General features: G+C 39.6%; 19 protein-coding genes. 7 read left to right on the top strand and 12 right to left on the bottom strand.

What is annotated here, in order from left to right; translation table 11 throughout:
• Window positions 1-34 precede the first annotated feature (34 nt).
• Genes GLO7428_RS18245 through GLO7428_RS18235 form a run of 3 tightly spaced genes read right to left on the bottom strand, consistent with a single transcriptional unit; the run spans window position 35 to window position 4,791 of the window.
• Window positions 35-826, bottom strand: a complete 792-nt coding sequence (locus GLO7428_RS18245) for a glycosyltransferase (protein ID WP_015190049.1) — start codon at window positions 824-826, stop codon at window positions 35-37.
• A gap of 24 nt (window positions 827-850) precedes the next feature.
• The gene (locus tag GLO7428_RS26140; protein ID WP_015190048.1) at window positions 851-1,714 is read right to left on the bottom strand and encodes a hypothetical protein; all 864 of its coding nucleotides are present in this window, start codon (window positions 1,712-1,714) and stop codon (window positions 851-853) included.
• Between the two features lie 32 nt (window positions 1,715-1,746).
• A complete protein-coding gene (locus GLO7428_RS18235; RefSeq protein WP_015190047.1) occupies window positions 1,747-4,791 on the bottom strand; it encodes a N,N-dimethylformamidase beta subunit family domain-containing protein in 3,045 nt (1,014 codons plus the stop codon).
• Window positions 4,792-5,324: 533 nt separating this feature from the next.
• On the opposite strand from GLO7428_RS18235, the gene GLO7428_RS18230 reads away from it, so the two are divergent.
• Window positions 5,325-7,088 carry a glycosyltransferase family 39 protein gene (locus tag GLO7428_RS18230; RefSeq protein ID WP_015190046.1) on the top strand — a complete coding sequence of 588 codons (1,764 nt, stop codon included), beginning with the start codon at window positions 5,325-5,327 and terminating at the stop codon, window positions 7,086-7,088.
• 107 nt (window positions 7,089-7,195) lie between these two features.
• On the opposite strand, the gene GLO7428_RS18225 is transcribed toward GLO7428_RS18230, so the two are convergent.
• The 9 genes from GLO7428_RS18225 to GLO7428_RS18185 form a co-directional block, all read right to left on the bottom strand.
• Entirely contained in the window at window positions 7,196-8,497 is a 1,302-nt protein-coding gene (locus GLO7428_RS18225; RefSeq protein ID WP_015190045.1) for an NAD(P)/FAD-dependent oxidoreductase, read from the bottom strand.
• Between the two features lie 140 nt (window positions 8,498-8,637).
• Window positions 8,638-9,651, bottom strand: coding sequence for an NAD(P)-dependent oxidoreductase (locus tag GLO7428_RS18220; protein ID WP_196797389.1), 1,014 nt, complete (start codon window positions 9,649-9,651; stop codon window positions 8,638-8,640).
• A 22-nt stretch (window positions 9,652-9,673) separates the two neighbouring features.
• Window positions 9,674-10,012, bottom strand: coding sequence for an EamA family transporter (locus GLO7428_RS18215; RefSeq protein WP_015190043.1), 339 nt, complete (start codon window positions 10,010-10,012; stop codon window positions 9,674-9,676).
• Window positions 10,009-10,311 (bottom strand): small multidrug resistance protein, encoded by a 303-nt coding sequence (locus GLO7428_RS18210; protein WP_231295502.1) that lies wholly within the window; start codon window positions 10,309-10,311, stop codon window positions 10,009-10,011. Before GLO7428_RS18210 ends, GLO7428_RS18215 begins: the two co-directional genes overlap by 4 nt.
• Window positions 10,312-10,471: 160 nt before the next feature.
• Complete coding sequence (locus GLO7428_RS18205; RefSeq protein WP_015190041.1) at window positions 10,472-11,608, bottom strand: DegT/DnrJ/EryC1/StrS aminotransferase family protein; 1,137 nt, start codon at window positions 11,606-11,608, stop codon at window positions 10,472-10,474.
• 14 nt (window positions 11,609-11,622) lie between these two features.
• Complete coding sequence (locus GLO7428_RS18200; RefSeq protein ID WP_015190040.1) at window positions 11,623-12,228, bottom strand: acyltransferase; 606 nt, start codon at window positions 12,226-12,228, stop codon at window positions 11,623-11,625.
• Complete coding sequence (locus GLO7428_RS18195) at window positions 12,218-13,222, bottom strand: Gfo/Idh/MocA family protein (RefSeq protein ID WP_015190039.1); 1,005 nt, start codon at window positions 13,220-13,222, stop codon at window positions 12,218-12,220. The genes GLO7428_RS18200 and GLO7428_RS18195 overlap by 11 nt, the downstream gene beginning before the upstream one ends.
• 110 nt (window positions 13,223-13,332) lie before the next feature.
• Complete coding sequence (locus GLO7428_RS18190; RefSeq protein ID WP_015190038.1) at window positions 13,333-14,646, bottom strand: nucleotide sugar dehydrogenase; 1,314 nt, start codon at window positions 14,644-14,646, stop codon at window positions 13,333-13,335.
• Between the two features lie 880 nt (window positions 14,647-15,526).
• Window positions 15,527-16,492, bottom strand: a complete 966-nt coding sequence (locus tag GLO7428_RS18185) for a DUF3102 domain-containing protein (protein WP_015190037.1) — start codon at window positions 16,490-16,492, stop codon at window positions 15,527-15,529.
• A gap of 1,473 nt (window positions 16,493-17,965) precedes the next feature.
• Here GLO7428_RS18185 and hepC point away from each other — a divergent pair.
• From hepC to GLO7428_RS18155, 6 genes are all read left to right on the top strand, one after another.
• Window positions 17,966-18,883: a heterocyst development glycosyltransferase HepC gene (gene hepC / locus GLO7428_RS18180; protein WP_015190035.1), complete on the top strand. Its 918-nt coding sequence runs from the start codon at window positions 17,966-17,968 to the stop codon at window positions 18,881-18,883.
• Between the two features lie 74 nt (window positions 18,884-18,957).
• Entirely contained in the window at window positions 18,958-21,153 is a 2,196-nt protein-coding gene (locus tag GLO7428_RS18175) for a polysaccharide biosynthesis tyrosine autokinase (protein WP_015190034.1), read from the top strand.
• A gap of 33 nt (window positions 21,154-21,186) precedes the next feature.
• Window positions 21,187-22,452: a polysaccharide biosynthesis protein gene (locus GLO7428_RS18170; protein ID WP_155824045.1), complete on the top strand. Its 1,266-nt coding sequence runs from the start codon at window positions 21,187-21,189 to the stop codon at window positions 22,450-22,452.
• A gap of 79 nt (window positions 22,453-22,531) precedes the next feature.
• On the top strand, window positions 22,532-23,422 hold the full coding sequence (locus GLO7428_RS18165) for a glycosyltransferase family 2 protein (protein WP_015190032.1): 891 nt from the start codon (window positions 22,532-22,534) through the stop codon (window positions 23,420-23,422).
• A gap of 107 nt (window positions 23,423-23,529) precedes the next feature.
• Entirely contained in the window at window positions 23,530-24,300 is a 771-nt protein-coding gene (locus GLO7428_RS18160) for a Uma2 family endonuclease (protein WP_015190031.1), read from the top strand.
• Window positions 24,301-24,674: 374 nt separating this feature from the next.
• Window positions 24,675-25,730, top strand: a complete 1,056-nt coding sequence (locus GLO7428_RS18155; RefSeq protein WP_041918690.1) for a glycosyltransferase — start codon at window positions 24,675-24,677, stop codon at window positions 25,728-25,730.
• Window positions 25,731-25,758 lie beyond the last annotated feature (28 nt).

Below are 25,758 nucleotides of genomic sequence, written 5' to 3'. Positions count from 1 at the left end.
AGTATATGATTTCTGAATAAGAGTGATTAGGAAGCTACTTATAAACTAAAGCTTTTTTGGGTTTGACCGCTCTGCGTTTGATCAACTGAGCCAAATACCGTAGGTGACTCAAAATGACTCTAGCAACACGTAGTTTTGACTGTCCATAAACTCGACTTTGAAGTTCAGCAGGATACTCTGCAACTTTGTAACCATGCAGCATAGCTTCGACTAAAATTTCGACTAGACCAAGGAACCCAGGATATGTGATAGGTATTATTTCTAAAACTTCGCGACGATAAGCGCGAAACATACTTGTATAGGTGTAGAGTTTTTGCGGTAGAACTATTCGATAAATTTGCGATAGACCTTTACTCAAAAATAGCCGCCAAGGTGGAACATTTTTGACACTACCTTTTGGGTGGTATGGCGAAGCAGTAACGACGTCTGCACGATTCATTAAGTTTAAGAGTGGAAGTAGATATTGTGGATCGTAGGTGCAATCGCTGTCGATTGTACAAATAATGTCGCCGCGTGAATGGATAAAGCCAGTGCGAATTGCAGCGCTGAGTCCTTTGTTTTTCGGATGGCGGACGATCTGTGCTTGTTCGCCAAAAAAATGTTGAATTTGCGCAAAGGTATCATCAGTACTACCATCGTCAACGAAAATGAGTTCAGTTTTTCTAATTAAATTCAACTGCTGCCAAACTGGTAAGAGTTTTGTACTTAGTGACTCGATTCCTTCCGATTCATTAAAGCAGGGAATAATAATGCTAACAGAACGCGAGTCTGCGGTTGGGGAAATTGTATTGGGAATAATGTTGGTTTGGGAAAATTGTGTTTGCATTTTATGAAATTGACGATGAATTGATTAGCGAGTAAAAGTAATCTTCTGTACGGCAAATTTTCGTAGAAAGGTCATTTCTCCAGTTTGAATGTTGACTAAAAATAGAGAATTTGTACCTTCGTAAGTCGGGTCAGCCAGTGCAAATAATTGGTTGGAGGGGGATAATGCTAAGCTAGCTACGTCATTGAATAAGGGTCGTTTATTATAAGTCAGCTGCGCGATCGGTATAATTTTAGCTTTACCAGTCACGATGGAGCGGTTGGCAAAGTCGAACTGGACTAGAGTGGGACCACCGTCAGGACCAAGCAATGTACCGTATATGTTACCTTTAGGCGATTGGCTTAGATTGCTATATCGCCGATTAGCTCGTAAATCGATATCAGATAAATAGGTGACTCTGCCAGATTGACGATCGACATTGGCAAAACGAAATGGCGGTGTTCCTTGATTGAGACTAACAATGCTAAGAAGTCTGTTGTCAGTAGTGTTGAGTATACTTTCAAATGCAGCATTTGCATCTAGCCCCTGAGGTTCGGGTAGATTTTGTGCAGTTGAGGAAATTAAACGGCTGCGTCGTCCCACGCCTCTACCAGGCAATGATGCGGCAGGACCTGTTGCGATCGCAAATCTACCGTTGGGAAGTGAGGTAAAACCGCTAATGCGTTCGTTAGTTTCAAGTTTACGTTGGATGTTGGTTGGTAAGAGATTACCTGTGGCTAAATTCAGCGCTTGAATAATTAAGTTTGTGCCGGTAGAATCTACTGTTACACCGTAAAGAATTGGTCCTGTTTGTGCCAGCGTTCGTTTAGCAAAGCTTCCTAAAGCCGTCGCAGCTGCGCTGGCGATCGCAATTTGTCCAAAGCGGCGGCGTCTGATTCTCAAATTCATCTTTGTATTCCTTAAGAAGAAATAGCGTTGACTTAGGGAACAATAATGTCTGGATCGGGAGTCAAAGGTTTAGCGCCCATATCTGCCAAGATGTTCACTGCAATTTGCTTAGCGCGAAGATCTTCACGCGGGGTAGATACACCATCGCTATCTAGTCCCCACATCCATTGAATCGAACCAGTTGCAAAAACTTTTGCTCCGCTAGCAGCAACATAGCGAACTGCGTGTGATACTCGAGGATTCGTTCCAGCAGGAAATCCTTCTAATTCTACGTTGTCAGGAGCCTGGGGGGATTGCGATTCGGCTAAAATTTCCAGCCCATTAGGCGCAGCATTTGGATTAATTGCATCCCATTCAAACCCCACTAATTGGCTGAGGCGATCGCCGTTGCTGAGACCTGTATTAGCATAATAAGGATGGTTGCTGTTTTTGATAACAAAATCAAAGCCTCCATAAACGATATCTATGTCACCAACGTACATGACTCCTAGCAAAGCACTTTCTGGCTTATTATTCTGCGGGCTGCGAAATTTATTGGTTGCAGCACTCGAGTTTTGTGCAGCGACTGGATCTAGATTCCATGCGTCTTTGTAACATGCCATAACACGGTCAGCAACTCCACTTGTGCTGTTCTCAAACCTGACTCGCCAATAACAAGTATTAGCAGAGAAAAATCCTAAGTTAACTCCACTGTTACGGGCTTGCTCAACATGATTGCGTTCTTCTAAGGACCAGTATTCATCATGACCAACTGACAGAAAAACTTGATGTTGCTGTAGAAGCTGGGAATTATTCTGTACATCCATGTTGGTGATGTAAGACACATCATAGCTTTGAGACTCCAACCACCGTACCATGTTGTACTCCCATCGAAAAATATTATTGAATTCACCGAATCCAACACCAGTTTGTGAGAAGGGACAGTCGTATGAAATTTTAAATGCTCTTTGTCCACCAATACTATTGAAACTATATAAGCTATAGCCGCCAGTATTGCTATATGCAAGAAATGTTGTAAAGCTACTTTGGAATAGTATTTTAGAGTTACTACTATCGTCACGCACGACAAACCATATTTGGCTTTGCTTACCTGTTCGTTGGTCAGTCAGCTTAGCTATGTACAAACCACTTGTCCAATTAGCACCAACGGCGATCGTGTAGGATGTTGACCAGTTACATTCAAACAAACGGGTAGTACTATTTAAAGTCCCTGCTGGTTGGGTAATTCCGTTCAACAAACCACTGCTAGCGACTAAGCGACCGCCCCTACCTCCGTAGTAGCCTAGACGGTACACATCTACTGTAAATTGTCCAGACTGTGCCAGAGAAACTTTAATGGGGAGCGAACCACCTTTGTTAACGCTTGTTGCTGTTGCATAACCAGCAATTTCATTAAAAGCTTGATTGGTGATTTTCCAGTTTGTCGTACCTTGTTGGAGATTTTCTAAATAGATTGCGTTGGGGTTTTCTGGAATAGCTTTCGCCGTAAAGATAACACTACCAATTCCACTGGCTGTAGCAGTTACAACGACAGCGTTGTTGGGCCCACTCGGTATCGAACCTAATGTCAGCGATGTACTAGCTAGACCACTACTATTAGTGACAGCAATATTCGGTGAAACTGAACCTCCGCCACTGTCAACCGTAAAGCTAACTGTAACGCCAGCTTGAGGATTGCCAGCACTGTTCTCAACTCGTATTACCAAGGGGTTAGGTAATGTCGAACCCACCGTACCACTTTGGTTATCACCGCTTACTTTATTAACAGTACTGCTAACAATAAATACTATGTCGCGGAAATAGTTGCTATTTTGGTAAGAACTCGTGGGAAAGGAGTTAAAACTACCGTAGACTCCATTATTGCCATCAGCAACCGTTCTCAGCGGTCCATTGACTACTGAGTTTGCCAATTGGTTGTAGGTCAGTGCAAAATGACTATTACAGTTGACGGAAACTACATATGTAGTATTAGGGTCTATATAAACTGGGGTGCTAAGTTCCTGCTGTTGCCAACCTGAAGCTGACTCATTCGTGAAGTTAACGGTTGCTAAGACTTGACCGCCTGCTGTCCAAATTTTACCAACATGCGTACCTGTTTCGCTAGGTGCTTTCCAATAGCGAATTGCAGTAATTTGACCTCCAGCAGAGCTTTGGAACTTCGTTCCCAGTTCATAAGCAATACCATCACTAGCATTCGAGATACCAGGAACTTGATTTGTGAATAAAGTCTGAGTGGTAGGATTGCCTGTAGGATTAGCTGTAGCACTAAAAGTTACACTACCTATCCCAGATGCTGTTGCACTCACGGTATTAATCACTGGCTCGATCGCACCTGGGGCGGCTCCTAAGGTGAGGACAGTGCTAGCCTGTCCGTTAGTATCAGTTACTGCACTAGTAGGAGAGACTGAGCCACCGCCACTATCAACTGTAAAATTGATCGTGACTCCTGATTGTGGATTACCAGCAGCGTCTTTCACTTGAGCGACTAATGGTGCTGGTAATGTTGTTCCTGCTGTACCAGTTTGATTGTCTCCACTGACTTTCGTGATTGTTTGACTGCTAGTAACAACGAATACAACATCGCGGAAGTAGTTGCTGTTCTGATACGAACTACTTGGGAAAGAACCTTGAGAAGCAAACACTCCATTGTTACCATCAGCTACTGAACTGAGATCTCCATTGGTTACAGTAGTTCCTAATCCGTTATACGTAATCGGAAAATGGCTATTAGCATTGACAGAAACTACATATGTTGTATTTGCAGCAATGGATTGTGGTGTATTAAGTGTTTGCTGTTGCCAACCTGAAGCACTTTCATTCGTAAAGGTTACGCTACTCAGAAGTGTACCTGTTGCTGTCCAGATTTTACCGACATGGGTTCCTGTTTCGTTGGCTGCTTTCCAGTAACGAATCGCAGTGATTTCTCCTGCTTTTGCGCTTCTGAACTTCATTCCAAGCTCGTAGGGCACACCGTCAGAAGCATTTTGAATACTAGGAGTTTGGGTTGTAAATATAGTTTGGTTTGTTTGTACTTGTGCTATTAAAAATTCCTCATGGGAATCTGCTGTGTAACTCATTGTATTTCTATATGATTTACTTGATGGGTGTACTTGTTAGCACGACGTAGCACTTTATTACTTAGCTATTGCGATCTTTGACTTTTGATGCCAATAACTAAAGTTTAATTAATGAATAGAACAGCTTACTTTGATGTAAAGATCTGCACATCAATAATGAGACAGCAAAGCTGTATGATGTTGCTCAAACATATGGCAACAGTGCAGTGGTTAAATTAAGCCATGACTAAATTTGAATCAGTGTTGTTATTTCAAACTGATATAAATGAAATATGACACAAATTAGTAGAAATTGCTATATATTGGTTTTAATAGAAGCTTAGCTTACCTCCTATAATTTTTATTGAAAGTAATTTTAATCTTTATAAAGAAAGCTCAGATTTCTATGTATAATACAACGATAAAGCATTTTTCAATGTAAACGCAACATTTTTTTTAGAAAATTTTATAACATTGACACTTCTTGTGATTTTGCCTTAGAGAAAGTGTGTCGTGATATTAAATTTGAAAGAATTAGGAGAGCTAAATTTAATATGAGAAATTCGGCTGAGTTTCAGGGAAGACGTCTTGGTAAAGAGCAAATCATAAAAAATTGGTTACGGCTTGATTTGTGGCTGGGGATTGTACTGGTTTGTTTTGCTGCGATCGCCGCATTAAGCTGGGGTAAACTAGACGGTGCGGTTATCGATATTGGGCGTGAAGTAGAAATCCCAGCGCGTTTACTTACAGGACAAGCGCTCTATCGCGATATTGCGACGTATTATGGTCCGCTTGCGTATTACGTAAATGCTTTAGCACTGTCTATTTTTGGACACCGTTTAGAAGTCTTTTATATACTAGGTTTTGTTTTATCATTGGTTGCTACAGTCTTAGTTTATCAGTTAGCTAAGACGCTGACTAATGCAAGTTGGGCTGCTTTATGTACAGTATGCATAATGATTTACTGCATTCTGGGTTCAGGAATATTTAATTTTGTCGTGCCTTATAGCTATGCAGCCGTATATGCAACAGTATTATGTTTAATGGCGATTAGTTGTGTACATTATTATGAACAGTCATCCTATAAGACGAGATGGCTGGTAGCTGCTGCGATCGCTTGTGGGCTAGCGGGTTTATCAAAACAGGAATATGGAGTTGCTGCAATAGCAGGGGTGTTAGCTGCTATCAATCTCTCTGGAGTGCAAAAGTTCAAAGTCAAAATACATCGTAGCTTGTTAGTAATATTGATTGCTAGCCTTTGTGCCTTCATTCCATTAGCTTTACTTGCGCAGCAAGCTTCTTGGGAAAATATTCATACTTCGTTATTTCCAATTGCTAAAGCTGATGTTTTAAATCGTAGTCAATTGTTTCAAACTTCACCGATTAAAACTTTACAAGTATGGTGGCTATCGCTTAAGGCTTTTTTGACTACGTCGGTAGTCATTGTCTTAGCCATGGTAGCAGCACATTGGTTAGTTAAATCAAAGAGCAACAGTTCACACAAGATAAGGAATATCACTGAGTTTTTGATTAGTTTTACTTTCGCTAGCGCTGGCATTATTGTGCTAAGTAAGGTAATTCTCCGTAGTAGATTTATGGCAGTAGCTTACCCCTTAGGAGAGCTATCGTGGTTTATGCCTGCGATCGCTGGATGGTTACTTATCTTATTTACAAAGCGTCACAAGTTTAGTCAAGTAGGTTTGCTAGGAGCATTGTTAGTATTTTCACTAGTACTTAATTCTCGTTGGCTATTTTATATTAATTTTTATGGCTTATACGCTACAACTGTTATTATATTATTTTTTACCTTGCTCTACTATTTAGCACAAAAGAACCGCAAAATCGTTTGGCGTTACTTACTGATTTGCCTATTGATTGGCGCTAGCTTTAAAGCTGGGAACCTTATTCGCAATTACAATTATGCTGTTAGCTCAGATTACGGAACTTTTTATTTGACAGATGCTAAAACAGCGCGAGTCTTTAATCAAACAATAGACGTTATTAATGCTTCTGGTGCTACATCAGTTCTAGTTTTACCGGAAGGTAATATCCTAAATTTTCTCACAGCAACTCACTCACCTAGTAAAGAACTTACTTTTCTTCCGGTAGCTTTACCAACAGCACAAGATGAAGAAAACTTTCTTACCCGAATGCGGGCTAATCCTCCTGAACTTATTGTTTATGTAGAACGCGAATTTACTGAGTGGGGATATAATACATACGCGGACTTTAACCCTATAGTGGCGCGTTGGATTGTGGATCAGTACCAACTGACTCATTCGTTTGACGATCTGATTCAGATCTATGCTCAAAAATAAATAATAGTAAATGGGTACAAAGTCTTAGCAAAAATTACTAGAATATTTTGTACCCATTTATTTCAGTTTATCAACTTCGGTTTAATACAGAAATTTTACAAGTGATTTCATACTATTGAACGTTCATTTTTAAGAAATTCCTCAACATGGCGTACGACTGTATTATTGTTGAGTGTATCATTTACAAATTGGGAAGTATTGAGAACTAAGAAATCTTTGTGACTAGTGGTAACTTGTGGTGCTTTGCGCGAGTAGTTAAGAATCTGTAAAGGTTGAACGTGTTTGGCACGATTAATATGAGTGGTGACAATATCATTTTCACTTAGATGGGGAAACATATAACGAAGTCCTGATACAAATAGTTGACGCAATTCTGCATCAGTTTTTTGCAACAGAGGATCGCTTGATAGGATATATTTTGGTAGATAGGTTAAATGTAATCCAGCAGTTTCTTGAAGCGATACAAGATTAGTCATACCGATCGCTCCCGTAAAAGGAACTCGACTATCAGCAATATTGACGACGTAGTGAGGAACTAAAGGTTTACGGGTAACTAATACCATGCAGATGACACCGAGATATTCAATTGAAGTGCGATCGCCACTCATTTGAACAAGACTAGGCGGTGCAACGTCTTGTAAAATTTCAACAGGTGCGGTAAAAATAACCTTATCAAAATGCTCTTTTTTACTTTTGTACTCAACCCATAAACCATCTACAGAATCAGGAATAATTCTGTTAATTGCTACACCTGTACAAATACAACTACCCGCAGCATAAATCAACTTTTCAAGACGATCAAAAACTGTTTTATATCCTCCTACAACATAGCCTAATTTTTCTTTATTTAGAGAAGAATCGCGCGCTGAGAATAAACGTTTAATATAAGACCATATAAAAACCGCTGAAACTTTTTTATAGTTTTCTCCAAGCTTCGCTAGCAGTAACGGTAGCCAAAATTTTTGATAAGTCTTCCTACCACTAAGTTTAACTAACCAATCTTCAACAGATATTCTTTCTAAAGGTTGCCAATTTTTAATTCGAGAGCCATAAATTAAAGTAAAAGCTAGCCGAAACTTTCCCCACAAACTAAGAGGCGGAAAGCGTAAAAATTCTAATGTGTTACTAATTGAATATAATTTTTTATCGACATAGTAGCCTGTACCTGTACTGCGCCAACGTAACTGATCGCCTAAGCCAATATCATGCAAATATCTAATTAAATGTGTATCCGAAGGCAAGATAACATGATAGAAGCGATCCCACACAAAAGAACCGTAATCGTGATAAGTTGCAAGTCCACCTAGTTGATGATTACGTTCAAAAACAGTCACTATATGTCCTTGCTGCGAGAGACGATGAGCTAAAACTAGCCCCATCAAGCCACCACCAATCACTGCAATGTTCATATGAATTTTATAAATAAAGCAATTGTAAGTTATTCATCTTATGTCTATGGAAAGACTACGTTATGTGATTTTTCAAATATAAGCGTCAACTTGTAACTTAGGTAATAGGTAATATCAATTACCCATTACCAATCTATTTCTCAATTCAGCACAAGTAGACTTGATTCCTCTTGTGATTTTAGACTGCGATGCCAAGCAATTGTTCGTAATAGTCCCTCTTCTAAAGAAACTTCCGCTTTGATACCAAGAATTTGCTCGCAACGGCTACTATCGGGAACTCTACGCCGCACATCTTCATACTTCTTCCCAGTAAATGATTCGTAAGGAACAAATTTAAGCTTAAGATTGCCAGGTGTATCGCTTAATCTTTTGATAGTTTTAGCCAAGTTCAATATTGAAATTTCGCGATCGCTTCCAATATTAAAAATCTCGCCGTTGGCTTCAGGTTTGATAATTGCTGCGTAAATTCCAGCTACAGTATCACTGATATAGGTAAAACTACGTGTTTGTAAGCCATCTCCATGAATTTGAATTTCGCGATCGCTCAAAATTTGTTCAATAAAAACCGATTGTGGTCCCCCCCACCAAGATAAGTGATGTCGCGGTCCATAGGAACCAAAAAAGCGTAAAATGACAACAGGAAATCCGTAGCTTTCTTGATAAGCGAAGGCTAAATGTTCATCAAAAAGTTTAGAAACAGCATAACTCCAGCGGGCTACTTTTGACGAACCTAAAACGGAATCATCATCTTCGTTAAATGGTAATTTAGGATTGCGACCATAGACATCAGAAGTCGAAGCAAGAACACACTTACAGTTACGCGATCGCGCAAACTCTAAAACATTTTCTGTTCCCTGATAATTAATTTTTAGCGTATCAATCGCTTTACCATAACGGGGAATTTTAAATGCTGCTAAGTGAACCAAACAGTCAAAGTCTTCTAAATTCGCAAAGGTCGATGCTTCAGTAATATCCCGTTGTAGAAACTTAAACGCTGGATTATCTAGATGATGTGCTATGTTTTCTAGTTTTCCCATGCACAGGTTATCAATACCAACAACTTGATGACCTGCTGCTATAAGTTTATCTAGTAAATGAGAACCAATAAACCCCGCAACTCCTGTAACTAATACTTTTCTTGGTAATATCATCATTCTATTTTCCTTATTTTAAAAATTACATTTGTACAACTAAACAAACTCCAGTGATGATGATTGCAATTCCTATCCATTGACCAAAAGCAATCTTTTCTTTAAGAACTTGATGTGAAGCCAAGGGAACTAAAGCAAACGTCAATCCAAGAGCAGGAAAAGCTTGACTTAACGGAATTGTGCGTAAAACAACGAGCCACAATAACGTAACAATTACATAACAAATAGACCAAATCCAAAAATAGTAAGAATTAAAAATTTTCGGTGTCGAGGCATTATTATAGAGTGCGTATTTGAGGGATATTTGCCCAACAGTACCGAGAACTACGACAAGTAATAAAAATATCCAAGGAAGAACATTCATTTCGATATGAGTTGGCGACCGCTTTGAGATAAGGCGACAAATAGAACTCCGGTAAAGATGAGTAATACTCCTAGAATTCGTGTAAAGGTGATCGTCTCATTAAAGAAGTAGTACGAACCGAATAAGATTCCCACATAATTCAAACTACTTAAAGGATAAGCCACACTAAGTTTGACAACCCGCAGCGCTAAAACCCAATTTGCTACTCCAATCGTATAAGTCGCCAGTGCTAAAGTTAATTGCACAACAAACGATAACGTAAATAGTTCTGTAGCAGCAATACTCATTGTATGCTTCATGAGCAGTTGTCCAGTAATACCAAAAAGTATACTAAGTGATAGCTTAAGGTAAGCACGTGGTTTAGCTCGAACTGTGGAACTTTGAGCCATAAAAGTCAGAATTATCTATTTTTTCCTACATTCATTTCTATCCACAAATTACGAAATTATCGAATGAGTATTATACGTATTCATGGATACAGGATAAATTTGCTGAAGCTTGACTGATTGCTTCGACAGTGATTTGTTGCTCGAATAAACTTAACTCAGGAAACATTGGTAATGATAAAACTTCAGTACTTAATTTTTCACTATTGGGTAGTGACCCTAAAGGATAATTCAAATGACTATGTACCTTTTGCAAATGTAAAGGAATTGGGTAATAAACCATCGTGCTAATTCCTTTTTGATTTAGCTGTTGCTGAAGGCGATCGCGTTGTCCGTCCAGAACCCGAATTGTAAACTGATTCCAAACAGATGTACCGTTAGCAACAACGCTTGGCAATACAATCCCTGAAACAGAAGCGAGTTGTTCTAAATAGTAATAGGCGATCGCTTTTCTGGCGGTGTTCCATTGTTCGAGATAGGGTAGCTTAACAGATAAAATCGCCGCTTGCAGTGTATCTAAACGGCTATTTAAGCCCAATTCTTCATGTTGATACTTAATTTTTCCCCCGTGTCGGCGCAGATACTCAACGCGATCGGCAATTTCAGGATCGTTTGTGGCGATCGCACCGCCGTCACCAAAACAGCCTAAGTTTTTTGTTGGGAAAAAGCTAAAACAACCAACATCACCAATCGTTCCGACTTTTTGTCCTTCCCAAACCGCGCCTGTTGCTTGCGCGCAATCTTCAATGACTTTGAGATTATATTTGCGTGCGATCGCCACGATCGCAGACATATCGCACGGACGACCGTAAAGATGCACAGGTAATATCGCCTTAGTACGTTCGGTAATCTTGCTTTCGATTTGCTGGGGATCGATATTGTAAGTTTCCAAATCGACGTCTACAAACACAGGAGTCGCACCCACAATCCCAATCGCTTCGGTAGTTGCGATAAACGTAAACGGCGTAGTGATTACTTCGTCTCCAACACCAATATTTAAGGCGCGTAAAGCTAGGTGTAAAGCATCAGTACCAGAATTGCATGAGATCGCAGAAGCACAATCAAGGTAGCTAGCAAACTGCGTTTCAAAGCATTTCACTTGTGGACCCATAATATAGCGCCCATCAGCCATCACTGAACTAACGACATTGATTAACTCAGGCGCAAGTATATGATATTGACTCTTGGCATCAAAACTGGGAATTTTCATATTCTAAATTGATTTCATTTTATTCTTTGAATCTGATGCGGGCTAGTGTACTGATATTGGCGATCGCACTCGTTGCAGACGTGGATTTTCTCTAGACTGATAAGCTTCGCGCCACACTCGCACATCCAACCGCGTTGTCTTGCAGGATTACCGTAGACAAGAGCATAATCAGGAACATCTTTCGTCACTGTAGAACCTGCACCTATGAACGCATGATGACCAATCGTTACACCACAAACGATTGTGGCATTTGCACCAATTGTCGCCCCACGTTTCACTAAAGTCACTAAATAATCATCAGCGGTGTTGCGTGGAATCGCCGATCGCGGATTTCTAATGTTTGTAAATACGCAACTTGGTCCGCAAAAAACATCATCTTCTAAAATGACGCCTGCATAAACCGAAACGTTGTTTTGAATTTTAACGTTACGACCAATTTTCACTCCACTCGCGACAAAGACATTTTGACCAAGCTTACAATTTTCGCCAATCTCAACATTGGGCATAACATGGCTAAAATGCCAAATTTGCGTTCCTGTACCAATCGTACAAGGAGAATCAACATAGGCTGATTCGTGAACAAAGTAATTGGTAGCGGGTGGCTGTAATTTAACTGACAAAGCACTTCTCCTTAAGATCAATCATGTTGCCGTGAGTTGTTAAGGATGCTTGCGCTGATTCTAAAATGGTTAAAACATCGATCCCGTTTTTAATTCCGGTGATGGGTTGTTGACGGTTTTGGACGCAATGCAGAAAATGCTGACATTCCAAAAGTAAAGGTTCGGCTTGCGGTAGCGGAATAATTTGTTTTGCATCTTTGTGCAAGATGGGTAAATGACCTTGAAATTCGACCTGCTGCGGGTAAAGACAAAGTTTAGCATCGGTAGAGACATCGTCAAAAACGGCCATTGCGCGATCGCCCACGACAACTAACCGATGTTCTTTAAACGGATGCAGCCAACTTACGAAAATATGCGCTTTAATATTGTTAGCAAATTCTAAATTAATCGTACAAAAGTCTTCAACTCTATCAAAACTGCTACCAAACGCTTGCACGCGGCGCGGAAGTTCGCCTGTAAATCCCAGAATATTGCAGATATCGTGCGGTGCGAAACTCCACAACACATTTTCTTCGGTGCGAACTTTGCCAAAACTTAAGCGATTCGAGTAAAGGTATTGCAGTTTGCCAAGTTTGCCATCAGCGACGAGTTGACGTAGTGTTACTAATGCAGGATGATATTCCAGCAAATGCCCAACCATCAGCAGGCGATCGCTTTTGTTTGCTAGCGTTTGAATTGCTAAAGCATCGTCTAAAGTCAACGCTAGCGGCTTTTCAACAAAAACATCTTTACCCGCTGCTAAAGCTTGCATGACGAGATCTGCGTGTGTTGTTGCAGGCGTTGCAATCACAACAGCTTGCACCTCTGGTAGCGATAATACCTGTTGAAAGTCTGTCACGCAAGGAACGTCAAATTGTTCGCTGAGTAACTTGACTGTCGTATAGCTAGCATCGCAAATAACTCTTAAGACACCAAGTTGGGCAAAATTGCGGACAAGATTTTTACCCCAATAACCACACCCAACAACTGCTATATATTTGTTTTGACAATACATAATTTTCCAAAAATATACTTTCAGGAGTATGATGCGCCCCCAGAATTCAAGGGAACCAAGCCTTGCAAAGTCCCCCACTTGTGAAATTAGGGGACTGTCAACACCTACTTTTATGCACTTACAGTGTTAGCGGTTCTCAAGCCTTTTGTTGCCAAAACGTTTCTCGTATCAATAATTAAAGATGAGTAGTCAGCAATTAGTTTGTAATCTACATCATCATGATCTGTAGTAATAATGACCGCATCAAATGTTGCTAAATTTTCTTTTGTTAATGCTGTGGATTGTAAATTAATTTCTGGAAAATGTCGATGATTTGTACACGTTGGTGCATAAGGATCGTGATAAGACACGTTTGCGCCTTGTTGTTGCAGTAGCTGAATGATTTTCAGCGCAGGGCTTTCGCGTTGATCGTCTACATTTTTCTTATAAGCGACACCTAAAATCAAAACTTCAGAATTTTTTAATGGTTTTCCACAATGATTCAGTGCAGACACTAAACGGCTGACAACATAGCTTGGCATTAAAGTATTGACTTCACCAGCTAGTTCAATAAAGCGTAAAGAAAGGTCATACTCGCGGGCTTTCCATGTCAAGTAAAACGGATCTATAGGAATACAATGTCCGCCCCAACCAGGACCTGGATAAAATGCTTGAAAACCAAAAGGCTTAGTTTTTGCTGCTTCGATGACTTCCCATACATCGATGTCCATTTTATGAAAGAGAATTTTTAACTCATTAACGAGTGCAATATTCACTGAACGGTAAATATTCTCTAAAATCTTACTCGCTTCGGCAGTGCGAGTTGAAGAAACAGAAACAGTTTGCGTAATAATCTGGTTATACAACGTTTGTGCTAAATCGAGACACGTTGGGGTTACTCCACCAATCACTTTTGGCACATTAAATATTGAGTAGTCAGCATTAGCAGGATCTTCGCGTTCAGGTGAATACGCTAAAGCAAATTCTTCGCCAACAACTAAACCAGTTCCCGCCAGAATTGGTAACACGACTTCTTCGGTTGTTCCAGGATACGTTGTACTTTGCAATACAACGAGTTGTCCCATTCTTAAATAATGCGCGATTTCGTAGGCTGTTTGAGTAACATAGCTCAAATCGGGTTCGCGATGCGTATTAAGTGGTGTCGGGACACAAATGATAATAACATCAGGTTCTTTTAACCGACTCATATCACTTGTAGCGGAAATCAGCTTATTTTGTAGCTGTTCACCTGGAATGTGTTTGATATAAGATCGACCTTGCTCGATTTGATGAATTTTATTTTGGTCAATGTCAAAGCCAATGACAGAAAAACCTTTTTCAGCAAAAGCTACGAGTAGCGGTAAACCAACATAACCCAAGCCAATCACACCGATTGTTGCTTGTTTACTGACAAGTTGCCCTTTGAGTTCTTTTAAGAAGTACATATTTTAGTACCATAAAAATGAAAGTAGCGGATGTAAGTTGTTACTAAGAAGATTTGCATCATTGCTAATAGTTAGCCATGCTTGATATCAAGCATTTGCTTTTGTCGATTATTTATGCTAGCCGCGATGCTCCTGAGTTACCTTTTATGTAAATTCTGAATAAAAGAGTTACCTGCTACGGCGTTGCTGAATCCAGTATGATATTGCCCCCCAACCCCCCAATCCTGGGGGGCTAAGAACCACTTAAAGTCCCCCAAGGGGGAGCCAGTGCGGTGCGGAGGTGTCCGCGCCCTGTAGCAAGTGGCGTGGATTTAGGGGGCAGCAAACGGTTGATGATTTCAAAAATTTATTCTTCATTCAGCAACACCCCTGCTACAGCACTGCTTCCCCAAGTTATTGTAGCGACTTGAATAAATTGTTAGTAACGTTACAGTCACTCTAGCCATTTACTTTGAAGTAGCATAACAAGTTGCATGGTTCCTTAAATACACGTCAGTTGCACTCAACGAGGACACCTGACGGGCGAACTATCTCCCGAGACATGGGAGACTTTCAGGCTCTATTTCCCATAACGTTTGTTCACCAAGTCGAGAAGCAAATCCAGAAGTTCAAGGTGATACAACAGATGTGTATACACTGTAATCAGAATATTTAATTTAGGTTCATTATTTACACCTAAGTTAGAGATAATATACGACTAGCTACGCCGATCATTTATTGCGTCGTGTTACAAACATAGCAATTTCTTGATGCGTGCGTAGAGCGGACTAACTTACACTACTTGTGTTTACTATGTACCACTACTACTTGTAAGAAAGCAAGTGGTTACGCAATATTTTTAACAATTGTTATTGATTTCAGACAATTAGCTCGTTACTAGCTACAAAATATTGACTCTTTCTGCCTTTAAACCTGATTCAGCGATCGCCTGCTGTAGCGCTGCGGTATTGCTATCTCCGGTGTAGACAAGCCGTTGTAAATTATGGACAGCTGCAATGATTTCTCCACTCGGTAAAATTGGAAAGATAATTGACTCTCCAGGTTGCGAGAACATCGTAATCAGTCGTTGTACCAACTTAACGTCTACTGCTGCTAGCTGTAAGATGAGTACAGCACTTGCTTTATCGAGTAACCAATCGTGCTGCCATTCTCCATCCGTTAAGCCCAAGGCTAAGGGAATCGAGGGCGGAAGTCGATCGATAAATTGCGGCGATCGCGTATTTCCATAAAATAATAAATGCTTTCTGCCCAGTAGATACCAATACGACAGTTGTTGAGATACAGGGGTGTCTTTTAGCTTTTTAGCTGCGGGTTCAACCTCTGGTGGCATAATCGAGACAATTTGCGGCTGAGCAACAATTTCTAGTGTTTCTGCTTGTGTTTCTTCTTGAAGAGCAGGCTTTGATTGTGGCTGATTGCGCCGTTCGAGTGCTTTGCGGATGTCTTTGTGTGTGACTTTTTGCCCTGTTTGGGCTACTTCAATAAACTGATCTTTGATATCCTGAGGTGTCGAGGGCGAGGCTAATAGATAAAGCGCTGACGTTGCGATATTGAAGTGTGCAAATTTTGCACGCTCGTTAAAAGTTTCATAAACGTTGATAAAATTGTAAGCCGTACGGCGACTCCATCCAAATTCAGCTTTCAACCAATTATCAAATTGTCCATGTTTGAGTCTTGAACGGACTTCAGCTAATTTTTGTCCGATCTCCCAAATATCTTGGGCTGTTCTTTGCAGTCTTTCTTTGAGTTCTTGCGTATGTTGCTGGATAAGGAGGCGATTTTCTGGATTCAACTGCGTATAATCAAATTCACCCTGAAAACGCTGGTTTCCTGGAAGGTCATTCATACTTACTTTCAATCACGCTTTTGCACTACTGTTAGCACTCGCAATCACGATTCTCCTCATCCAACACCTTATAAATAGTTATTTTTACTTAACTAAGTATGCTGGCAATCTTGATAAGTAGATCAAAAAGTTTTGCATATGAAATCAAGTACTTATGGTGATCGCTATTTAGGCATAACCAAATATCCCAACATCAGTACTTTACCGTTGATAACAGATGCTTGGTTCTATCCTGCGAGGGAAACTTTTTTATTTAGTCAGAATTTATTTCATTTACTCTTTGCAATTTATACTAATGGTTTTTAATTTATTTTGCAAGAATAAATTATTTATCACATATTACACTTTATGTAGTTTATTGCTTCAGTACTGACTAAACCTTTGCTCTGACAAGCTGTCTGATTTTAATAGCTTTTACACTTTGCACATTAATGTAATAGAGGTTACACAGCTATACCTACGTTTGAAATTTCAGTATAGAAAGAGCTACCCCCTCTAGAAGTAGAGTCAGAAGTCATATATATTTTTTTAAAAATACATACTTTTTCAGTATCTTTCCTGTTCTTCCTCAGCAATACCACTCACCCTTAATACAAAATTCACAACATACAGCAGTAACAACAGAATACTGAGCGCGACGAAAGCAAAAACTATATAGAGCAGCATATTGATTACAAATAACTATTATCTGTTAGGCAAGATGGCTAATAATAAACAGTGTTAGCTGTCTGCAATCTATTATATCTTGATGGTCAAATAAGATGTCAATCTTAAGATATGTTAGTAGTAGCAAGCGTTCTACTTACTATTTATTAGGATTTGAACGAAGTAAGCTACTAGTTAAACTCCATGGAAGGAATACGCTTAGATTAGCTAACTTAATCAAGAAATGAGCAATCAATTTTGACTAATAACTTTTCTCAGTCAACGATGAGACTTTTAACAAAAAGCATTTCTCAATAAATTTATAACGTACCAGGATATCAGAGGGCAGCCATTAGTGTTTGCAAATAATTAATTGTATTTCACAGTATGTACACTTTTCCTCATGAAGCGCTTAAACGGTTTATTGAATGCAATCCGATTTGCACCTGACTTTTGCATAACTTTGTTCTGATCTCTCGTGCTAGCCAAATTGAATCAAAACCGATAAAGTTACTGGTAATGCGGAACTAACACACTACTGACATATTTTTAATAAAGCAAAGTTATGTTTCTTACTAAATCAAAGCTATGAGTCAAAGGTAATAACTTACAAAATCTAAATTATTTTTGTATTTTGGATAACAATTAGCTATATAGCATACAAGTGTAAGTACTTAAATTAGTTTAACGATGCGATCGCTCGTCATGTGGTCTGTATACGGTACACCAAGCCGTTTTTGAGCATTGATGTTTGAGGCTTGCACGCAATTTAACTAAACTGAGCCAAGTGAAGTGTTATCGGTAGCTTGAGTTTATAAGAATAAAGATATGCTCAAATATAAAGCCGTAGATAGTAAGTTATCTATTTTAAATCAGCCTAGGCGAATTCAACTTAATTCTCCGCGCCGTCAATCACAATCAGTTCAAGGACAATTGACAATCGAGCAATTTCAAGAGTTTTCTCTACCAACATCCGAAATCAGGCAGTACATTGTAGAGTCCCTAGAAGGTTCGGCAGTAAAAAAAGTGTGCCTGAATCCACAAATCGGTGAAGCGCAACTAGGGTTATGGGCAGATGCAGCCGCGCAAGCACGAAAGCCTGTATTTCTACGTATACCCGTGATGGAAGCGTTGTATCAACATGACAACTCATTTCCTTGGCTGTGCAAGCGCCTCGCAGATTTTAGTGCGGCGGCGTTGTTGTTGATGCTACTAAGTCCTTTGCTATTAGTACTCATGTTGCTAGTGCGGCTTTATTCGCCTGGACCAATTTTCTTTCAGCAGTGGCGTGTCGGGCAAAGTGGTCAGTTATTCCGCATCTTTAAATTTCGCACGATGGTTGCAGATGCTGAAATGCAACATCATCAAGTCATGAAGAATCAGCAGGGATTACACAAGCTGAAGCACGATCCTCGCATTACACCCATTGGGCGTTGGATGCGCAAACTAAGCTTAGATGAGTTACCGCAACTCATTAACGTATTACGGGGAGAAATGAGTTTGGTAGGACCGCGCCCGTGGGCGTTATATGATGCACTGCGCTTGAGTCCTGACGGGCAAAAGAGACTCAATGCTTTACCAGGAATCACTGGAGAATGGCAAGTTCGAGCGCGATCGCACCTTTTAGAGTTAGATGTTGTCAATGAGATCGATCTAGAGTACTTACGCAATTGGAGCCTTTACCGAGACCTCAAAATTATCCTGCTTACGATTCCTCGAGTGATCTTCGGCGTTGGTGCTTGTTAGCAACGTTGGATTTGGGTAAGCGTGAATTCAAAAATAGCGTAAAAAGCAACTGCAACTATCATTTTGGCTGATAAATGGAAGTAACAGAACTCGACCTTCATAAATACTGGTGCATTCTCAAACGTCGTTGGCTTCCTGCTGTTGCTGCGTTTGGCACTGTCATGGGTATTACTTATCTACATACGTTATCAAGGGTGCCTATTTATCAAGCACAAGGAGAGCTACTCTTTAGACAAGATCGAAGCTCATCATTGATTGGCTTGCAATCGGCGACGCAGGCAAATCCAACAACTCAGAACGACACATCACTAGCAACCGAAGCAAAAGTCATCCGTTCTGTGCCGATCTTGCAACAAGCTTTAGAGCAGATCAACGAAGCTTCCCAGAACACAGCCTTAAGCTTAGAAAGCCTGCGACAAGGCTTAGATATCGTTGATGTTGAAGGAACAGAGATTCTGCAAGTTGTGTATCGCGGCGAAGATCCTGCGCAAGCCGCTTTGGTTGTCAACCAATTGATGAATATTTATGTCAACAAAAATTTATTAAATAACCGTGCAGCTGCAATTTCAGCAGGTAACTTCATTACAGCACAGCTTCCGAAAGTCAAGGCAAACTTGCAACGTGCCGATTTAGCTGTACGCAACTTTAAGGAAAAAAACCAACTTACGAATATTGAGCAATCGCAAACAGCACTAGCAGCAAACATCGAACGTGTTGGATCGCAGATTGATACTGTGGAAGCGCAACTTGTCGATTTAAATTCCCGGGCGCAAAGCCTTCAGCGCCAACTGGGAATGACTCCCCAGCAAGCAATGACGATCGCCAAGATTAGCCAGTCGTCAGCAATCCAAGGAATATTAACCGAACTCCAAACTGTCCAGCGCCAGATCACCGATGCGCGATCGCGCTATCGAGACGATCATCCCATTCTTGATTCTCTACAAGAGCGAGAAGCACGATTTAAACAATTACTGCAAACGCAAATTAATCAAGTTTTGCAAGGTCAAGCGCTGAATAACAGTCAGTTACAGGTAGGAGAAATTCAGCAGGAACTGATTTCTGATTTAATTGCAGCCGAGGTTGAGCGCCAAGGCTTAATTTCGCAACAAGCCACTTTAACTCAGCAACAAGAAGCTTATCTGCAAAAAGCAACTCATTTACCAAAATTAGAACAGCAACAACGTGAATTAGAACGCGAGTTATCTGCTGCGCAATCTACTTATGAAGCCCTCCTGAGAAGTCTACAAGAAATTAAAGTTATCGAAAACCGGACAGTCGGTAACGTCCGCATTATTGAATATGCTCAAGTTCCTTCAGGAGCTATAAATGCTAGTAATACATCCGCATTAGCCGCTGGAAGCTTAGCAGGGCTGATGATTGCTGGAGCTATTGTCTATCTTTTAGAGCTTACCGATAAAAGGATTAAGACTGCTAAAGAAGCTCGTGAAATTTTTGAATATAAATTACTTGGCACAATTCCACTTTTCCATAATGACTCTCAGACAGAACGTGAAGAATGGCAAGTTCCCGTACTAGCTGAACCGCGATCATTTGTCACTGAAAGCTATCGAATGCTGCTAGCTAATCTCAAGTTTCCTCCTTCGTTGGAGCGCTCGTCTAGAGTCATTTTAGTAACAAGTTCTGCCCCTAAGGAGGGTAAATCTACTACTTGTGCGAATTTAGCAGCAGTGATGGCATTGCTTAATTATAAGGTGTTAATTATTGATGCTGATCTACGTCATCCGTCTCAGCATCAGATCTGGGAGATTGCTAATCACATCGGGTTGATGAATACGATCGCCAAACGTATTGGAGTTAATAAGAAGGCTATTCAGCCAGTTGCAAAAAATATAGACGTGCTCACAACAGGTACTTCTGAATCAGACTTAAGTATTTTAATTGATTCTCGAAGTATGTCTGCCTTAATTACGCAATATGCAAAACAATATGATTATCTCATCATTGATACTCCACCTTTAAGCATTGCTGCTGATGCCTCTATTTTAAGTAAGGTTGTTGATGGTGTAATTTTAGTCACTCGACCAGGCATTGCAGACATCAGTAGTTCTAGGTTTGCTAAAGAATACCTTGACCAATCTGGACAAAATATTTTAGGTATTGTAGTTAATGGTATTCCTCTCGACAACACCCTTCATAGTTACTATCGGCATGTCGAAAACAATACTGACGCAGGATCGGATTTTAAGCCATCAGACTTTATAAAAATCAAAGATTGGAGAAATACCTTGAGATTCTTTAGAAGACCATAATACTGATTTATCAAATTTACACTATATATGCGAATGTTACATTTTTCTCCTAAAGCTATTTATTGGTGTAAAACCCTGAGTAAATTTGTTTCTGTACAATTAATAATTCAGGGGTTAGGTTTTATTAGTGGTCTTCTAATAGTTCGTACTCTAGATAAGCAGCAGTACGCCTACTTTACGATTGCTAACACCATGCAAGGGTCTATGACTGTGTTATCGGATAGCGGTATTACTGCTGGTCTTTCAGCTATTGGTGGTAGAGTTTGGCAAAATCGGGATCAGTTCAGTCAGTTGATCAATACTGCGCTGCAACTGAGAATATACTTATCTATTATCTCTGTTGTTGCTGTTACACCCATAACACTTTGGTTATTAATTAGTAATGGCGCATCAATTTTTTCTGCAATTTTAATAGTAATCGTAATTATTCTAGGGTTAAATGCTCAGTTAACAATAGGAGTATTAGAAATTGTCCCCAGGCTTTACTCCCAAATCAATCGAATTCAAACTATAGAATTAGTACCTTCTGTTTCTCGACTTGTCCTGTTACTCTGCGCTTATTTTACATCTTTAAATGCCCTAATAGCTGTTTTAATCTCATCACTCTCACTGCTGCTCAAACGTTCTGTTCTTATTAGATGGGTTACTCAAAATATAGATAGCAAAGCAAAGACTAATCAAGACTACTACCATGAAATATTAGCAGTTATTAAATCTTTATCACCAAATACTATCTTTTATTGCATACAAGGACAAATTACAGTTTGGTTGATTAGTTTTTTTGGCAATACACAAAATATTGCAGAGGTTGGAGCTTTAAGTAGACTGGCTGTTATATTTTCTATCATTAATTCAGTAATAGCAGGTATAATTTCTCCTAGTTTTGCTCGTTGCCATTCAGTAACTTTGTTACACCGTAAATATTGGCAAATTGTAGGCATTTCTTGTTTTCTCGGTTTCTGTATATTAGCATTTATAGCTATTTTCCCTGTGCAGATACTTTGGCTCTTAGGCGAACAATACGCGCATTTACATAATGAGTTATTTTTGATTGCAGTAAGTACAATTTTTAATCACGTAGTGGGAGTTATGTGGTCTTTAAATTGCTCAAAGGCATGGGTTTCTTATTCGTGGTTTTCAATTCCAAGTACACTTACTACTCAGATTGCTTTACTATTCTTACTAAATTTATCTACTATTGAAGGAGTAATTATGTTTGGAATTCTTTCTAATATCCCTTCTTTTGCTTTGAATATAGTATTGATGTACAAAGGTTTAGCTTCTTACAAAGCTTTTTAAGTATACTTTGTATTTTGAATAGTTTTACTAAAAATAGTAAGGTTTATTTAGCACTATCGTATAAATTGTCTTAGGGATCATGAACGTGTTCGAGATACAGATAAGTGTCGCGTTGGTTACTCGAAATCGCCCTGAGTCGCTCAATCGTTGCTTGAAAAGTTTGCGATCGCAGAGCGTTCAACCTTTTGAAGTTATAGTGTCAGACGATTCTGATTTAGAATATGCTACAGCAACAGAGGCGATCGCCAAGCAGTGGGACTGCCAATACATTAAAGGTCCTAAACGTGGACTATACGCGAATCGCAATCATGCTGCACAAGCTTGTAAAGGGACTCACGTGCGAACCATGGATGACGATCACGAGTTTCCTGAAGACCATTTTCAAATACTTGAAGCTGTAGTTAAAGCAGATCCTCTTAGTATTTGGATTCTGGGTGAAAACCATTACGATCAAATGGATTCTACAACAGGAATAGCACATTTACCTGGAGAAATTCAACCTAGAGGATTTAGTCAACTTCCTCGCGATCTTGATGATACTTGTGCTATTAGTGATGGAGCGACGATTTATCCACGAGCTATTTTCTCTTCTCACCATTACTTAGAGTTATTTAAATTTGGTAATCTTTATTTAGAGTTTGGAGCACGATTGAAAGCCTTGGGATATCGGATTCGTTATTGCCCAGAAACATACATCATTCATCACTACATTCCTGATAAACGTTCCTTCAACGATCAGAAAATGCAGCAACAAACTGCTTTTTTAGCTGCACTTTTAACTTATGGTTGTTATTTGCCTAACTTTTTTAAGTATGTAGAGTGCTTAAGTTATTTTAGTTTGATAGGATTAATAAGTACATTAAAAATTAAAGATTATCACTTTAATATTTTTGATTTGTGGAGATTGTGGATAGTAGGCAGAAAATACCAGGAGCTTTTTAACAAGCAAAACTATGCTCAAATTATTTAAAAACTAAAGTAGAGTTTACATATTTGAAATATGATAATTCTTAAAATCTACCAGCGAATGGGCGCGATCGCTACAATAGATAATACTCCCATTGCTACTGGTGTCTTATGTTCCTCACAGTCGAACAACTAGAAGCACAGCTACCCGATGCAACTCAGCTGCTCAGTGACGAGCCAGAAATGGAAAGTTCTCTACATTATCTGCAACTATTGTTGTTGGTTACGTGCTTAGAATGGCTGTGGCGCGAGCGAAACGATTACTTTATCGGCGCTAACTTGACAATCTACTACAGCAGGCAGCAACTACGCAATCGCGATTTTCGAGGACCAGATTTTTTTCTAGTACAACCCACAGAGAAACGTCCGCGTAAATCGTGGGTCGTTTGGGAAGAAGAAGGCAAATACCCTAACTTAATTATTGAGTTACTTTCTGATTCTACGGCAGGAGTAGATCGCACGCTCAAAAAAGAGCTTTACCAAAATCAGTTTCGCACTCCTGAATACTTTTGGTTTTCCCCAGATACTTTAGAATTCCAAGGTTTTCGTCTTAGTGGTCAACACTATCAAGAAATCATGTCCAACGATGCAGGATGGCGTTGGAGCGAAGTGCTAAATTTGTATCTAGGTATTGCTGAAGGCAAACTGCGCTACTTTACATCGGATGGAAGCATAGTACCAACTCCTGAAGAAGCAGCTATACAGATACAACAACAAGCACAGCAGGCGCAACAACAAGCACAACAAGCAACTCAACAAGCACAACAGGCGCAACAACGTGCTGAGCAAGCAGAATCACGATTAGAGCAAGAGCAAATGCGAGCAGAACGATTAGCTAATCAACTGCGAGCTTTAGGAATTGAGCCAGATTTAGATAGTTGACGTCAATCTAATTTAGTGCTTCATCACTAACCTAGTAAGTCTTTGTCTAAGTTGTATCAGTTACCCAAAGTGATGCGATCGCTTTGTCTAAACTAAGTTACTAAAACGTTTGAGAGTTTATGATTATTAGCTAACTTGTAACTGATTTTCTTACGATATTAGCTATTGTAAAACTTAAGGCATTCAGATAAATTTGAAACAATGTATTTAGGCTTGCGTAGAGCATCAATTCCGAATTCGCAAGCCAAGTTTATTTATTATTTCAAGTTTGTTATCAAGCTTTAACAATATTTAAATTATAGTCTATGCAAAAGTTACTTATAGTATCAACACCACTACCCCCCCATCCATGTGGACAAGGAAACTATACAGCGATGATAAATCGTCACTGGCCAGACGATCGCACAAAAGTTATTCATTTAGTTACTGGTGGAGCAGTTGAATCAAGAAATCATTTGGGTATAGATGATATCTATGAATTTCAAAACAATTATGCTTCTTTTACGGCTCTACTAGAAAGATTTCCTGATGCTAACATTCTCTTGCAGTATGCGGGGAGAGGATATCACAAATATGGCTGTCCTTATTGGTTGCCCTTAGCACTTAAGCAGTGGCGCAAGAAGTATCCTTCACAGTCTCTTTTAGTCATGTTTCATGAATTATGGGCTTCTTTACCTGTATGGAAAAAGCATTTTTTAACTGAAACTTTAAATGGCAAAATTACCAAGGATTTAATTAACTTAGCAGATGCAGTTGGTTGCCTAACACTGCATCAAGCTGAGCGACTTAGCTCGCTTGTTCCTAGCGCCAAAATTTCTTGGATACCTGTTGGTACAAATATTATGCCAACTCAAGCTGTAAATACTAGTTTTACTCAGCGATCGCCAAAGGAATTTTTAATATTTGGACTACAGTATACGCGGCTATTAACAATACAGGAGTTATCAAATTCGCTAAAAAAGTTACATAGCAGAGGGTTACTTGAGCAGTTACATTTAATTGGTCCATTAGAAACGCGATGGGACGCAGAAGAAAAACAGCTTTTAGCAGAAATACTACCCGCGCACGCAGTTAAATTTCACGGTGTCATTCCTCCTGAACAAGTCTCTCAACTACTGCACCACGTTGGCTTTACTATTATTGGTCAGCCGCCAGAAAATCTAACAAAATCAAGCACTTTTATGGCTTTCGCAAGCCATGGGTGCAATGTTCTATCGCCCTATGCTGCTACCACTGCGGTAGAACCAGTTTGTTATTTAACTCATCCGCAGGAATTATTACAAAACAAATTTAGTGATATTGAAAACAATTTAGTAGCGCGGGGACAGAATTTATGGAACTGGTATAAGGTTAACGCTGATTGGCAAAGTAATACTAACAAAATAGCAAAAATGTTTCATGATGAGAATGTTTTAGCGATCGCTAGCTGATTTCAAGATGTTTATATACTCGTAGTGA

The sequence above is a fragment of the Gloeocapsa sp. PCC 7428 genome (assembly GCF_000317555.1).
Classification (GTDB): domain Bacteria; phylum Cyanobacteriota; class Cyanobacteriia; order Cyanobacteriales; family Chroococcidiopsidaceae; genus Chroogloeocystis.
The sequence above is the reverse complement of the archived record's forward strand: the minus strand, read 5'-3'. Positions and strand labels throughout refer to the sequence as shown.

What these genes read in the sequence shown, in the direction of transcription:
- GLO7428_RS18245 (WP_015190049.1), bottom strand. Translation starts at nt 826, where the DNA reads ATGCAAACACAATTTTCCCAAACCAACATTATTCCCAATACAATTTCC.
- GLO7428_RS26140 (WP_015190048.1), bottom strand. Translation starts at nt 1,714, where the DNA reads ATGAATTTGAGAATCAGACGCCGCCGCTTTGGACAAATTGCGATCGCC.
- GLO7428_RS18235 (WP_015190047.1), bottom strand. Translation starts at nt 4,791, where the DNA reads ATGAGTTACACAGCAGATTCCCATGAGGAATTTTTAATAGCACAAGTA.
- GLO7428_RS18230 (WP_015190046.1), top strand. Translation starts at nt 5,325, where the DNA reads ATGAGAAATTCGGCTGAGTTTCAGGGAAGACGTCTTGGTAAAGAGCAA.
- GLO7428_RS18225 (WP_015190045.1), bottom strand. Translation starts at nt 8,497, where the DNA reads ATGAACATTGCAGTGATTGGTGGTGGCTTGATGGGGCTAGTTTTAGCT.
- GLO7428_RS18220 (WP_196797389.1), bottom strand. Translation starts at nt 9,651, where the DNA reads ATGATGATATTACCAAGAAAAGTATTAGTTACAGGAGTTGCGGGGTTT.
- GLO7428_RS18215 (WP_015190043.1), bottom strand. Translation starts at nt 10,012, where the DNA reads ATGAATGTTCTTCCTTGGATATTTTTATTACTTGTCGTAGTTCTCGGT.
- GLO7428_RS18210 (WP_231295502.1), bottom strand. Translation starts at nt 10,311, where the DNA reads ATGAAGCATACAATGAGTATTGCTGCTACAGAACTATTTACGTTATCG.
- GLO7428_RS18205 (WP_015190041.1), bottom strand. Translation starts at nt 11,608, where the DNA reads ATGAAAATTCCCAGTTTTGATGCCAAGAGTCAATATCATATACTTGCG.
- GLO7428_RS18195 (WP_015190039.1), bottom strand. Translation starts at nt 13,222, where the DNA reads ATGTATTGTCAAAACAAATATATAGCAGTTGTTGGGTGTGGTTATTGG.
- GLO7428_RS18190 (WP_015190038.1), bottom strand. Translation starts at nt 14,646, where the DNA reads ATGTACTTCTTAAAAGAACTCAAAGGGCAACTTGTCAGTAAACAAGCA.
- GLO7428_RS18185 (WP_015190037.1), bottom strand. Translation starts at nt 16,492, where the DNA reads ATGAATGACCTTCCAGGAAACCAGCGTTTTCAGGGTGAATTTGATTAT.
- hepC (WP_015190035.1), top strand. Translation starts at nt 17,966, where the DNA reads ATGCTCAAATATAAAGCCGTAGATAGTAAGTTATCTATTTTAAATCAG.
- GLO7428_RS18175 (WP_015190034.1), top strand. Translation starts at nt 18,958, where the DNA reads ATGGAAGTAACAGAACTCGACCTTCATAAATACTGGTGCATTCTCAAA.
- GLO7428_RS18170 (WP_155824045.1), top strand. Translation starts at nt 21,187, where the DNA reads ATGTTACATTTTTCTCCTAAAGCTATTTATTGGTGTAAAACCCTGAGT.
- GLO7428_RS18165 (WP_015190032.1), top strand. Translation starts at nt 22,532, where the DNA reads ATGAACGTGTTCGAGATACAGATAAGTGTCGCGTTGGTTACTCGAAAT.
- GLO7428_RS18160 (WP_015190031.1), top strand. Translation starts at nt 23,530, where the DNA reads ATGTTCCTCACAGTCGAACAACTAGAAGCACAGCTACCCGATGCAACT.
- GLO7428_RS18155 (WP_041918690.1), top strand. Translation starts at nt 24,675, where the DNA reads ATGATAAATCGTCACTGGCCAGACGATCGCACAAAAGTTATTCATTTA.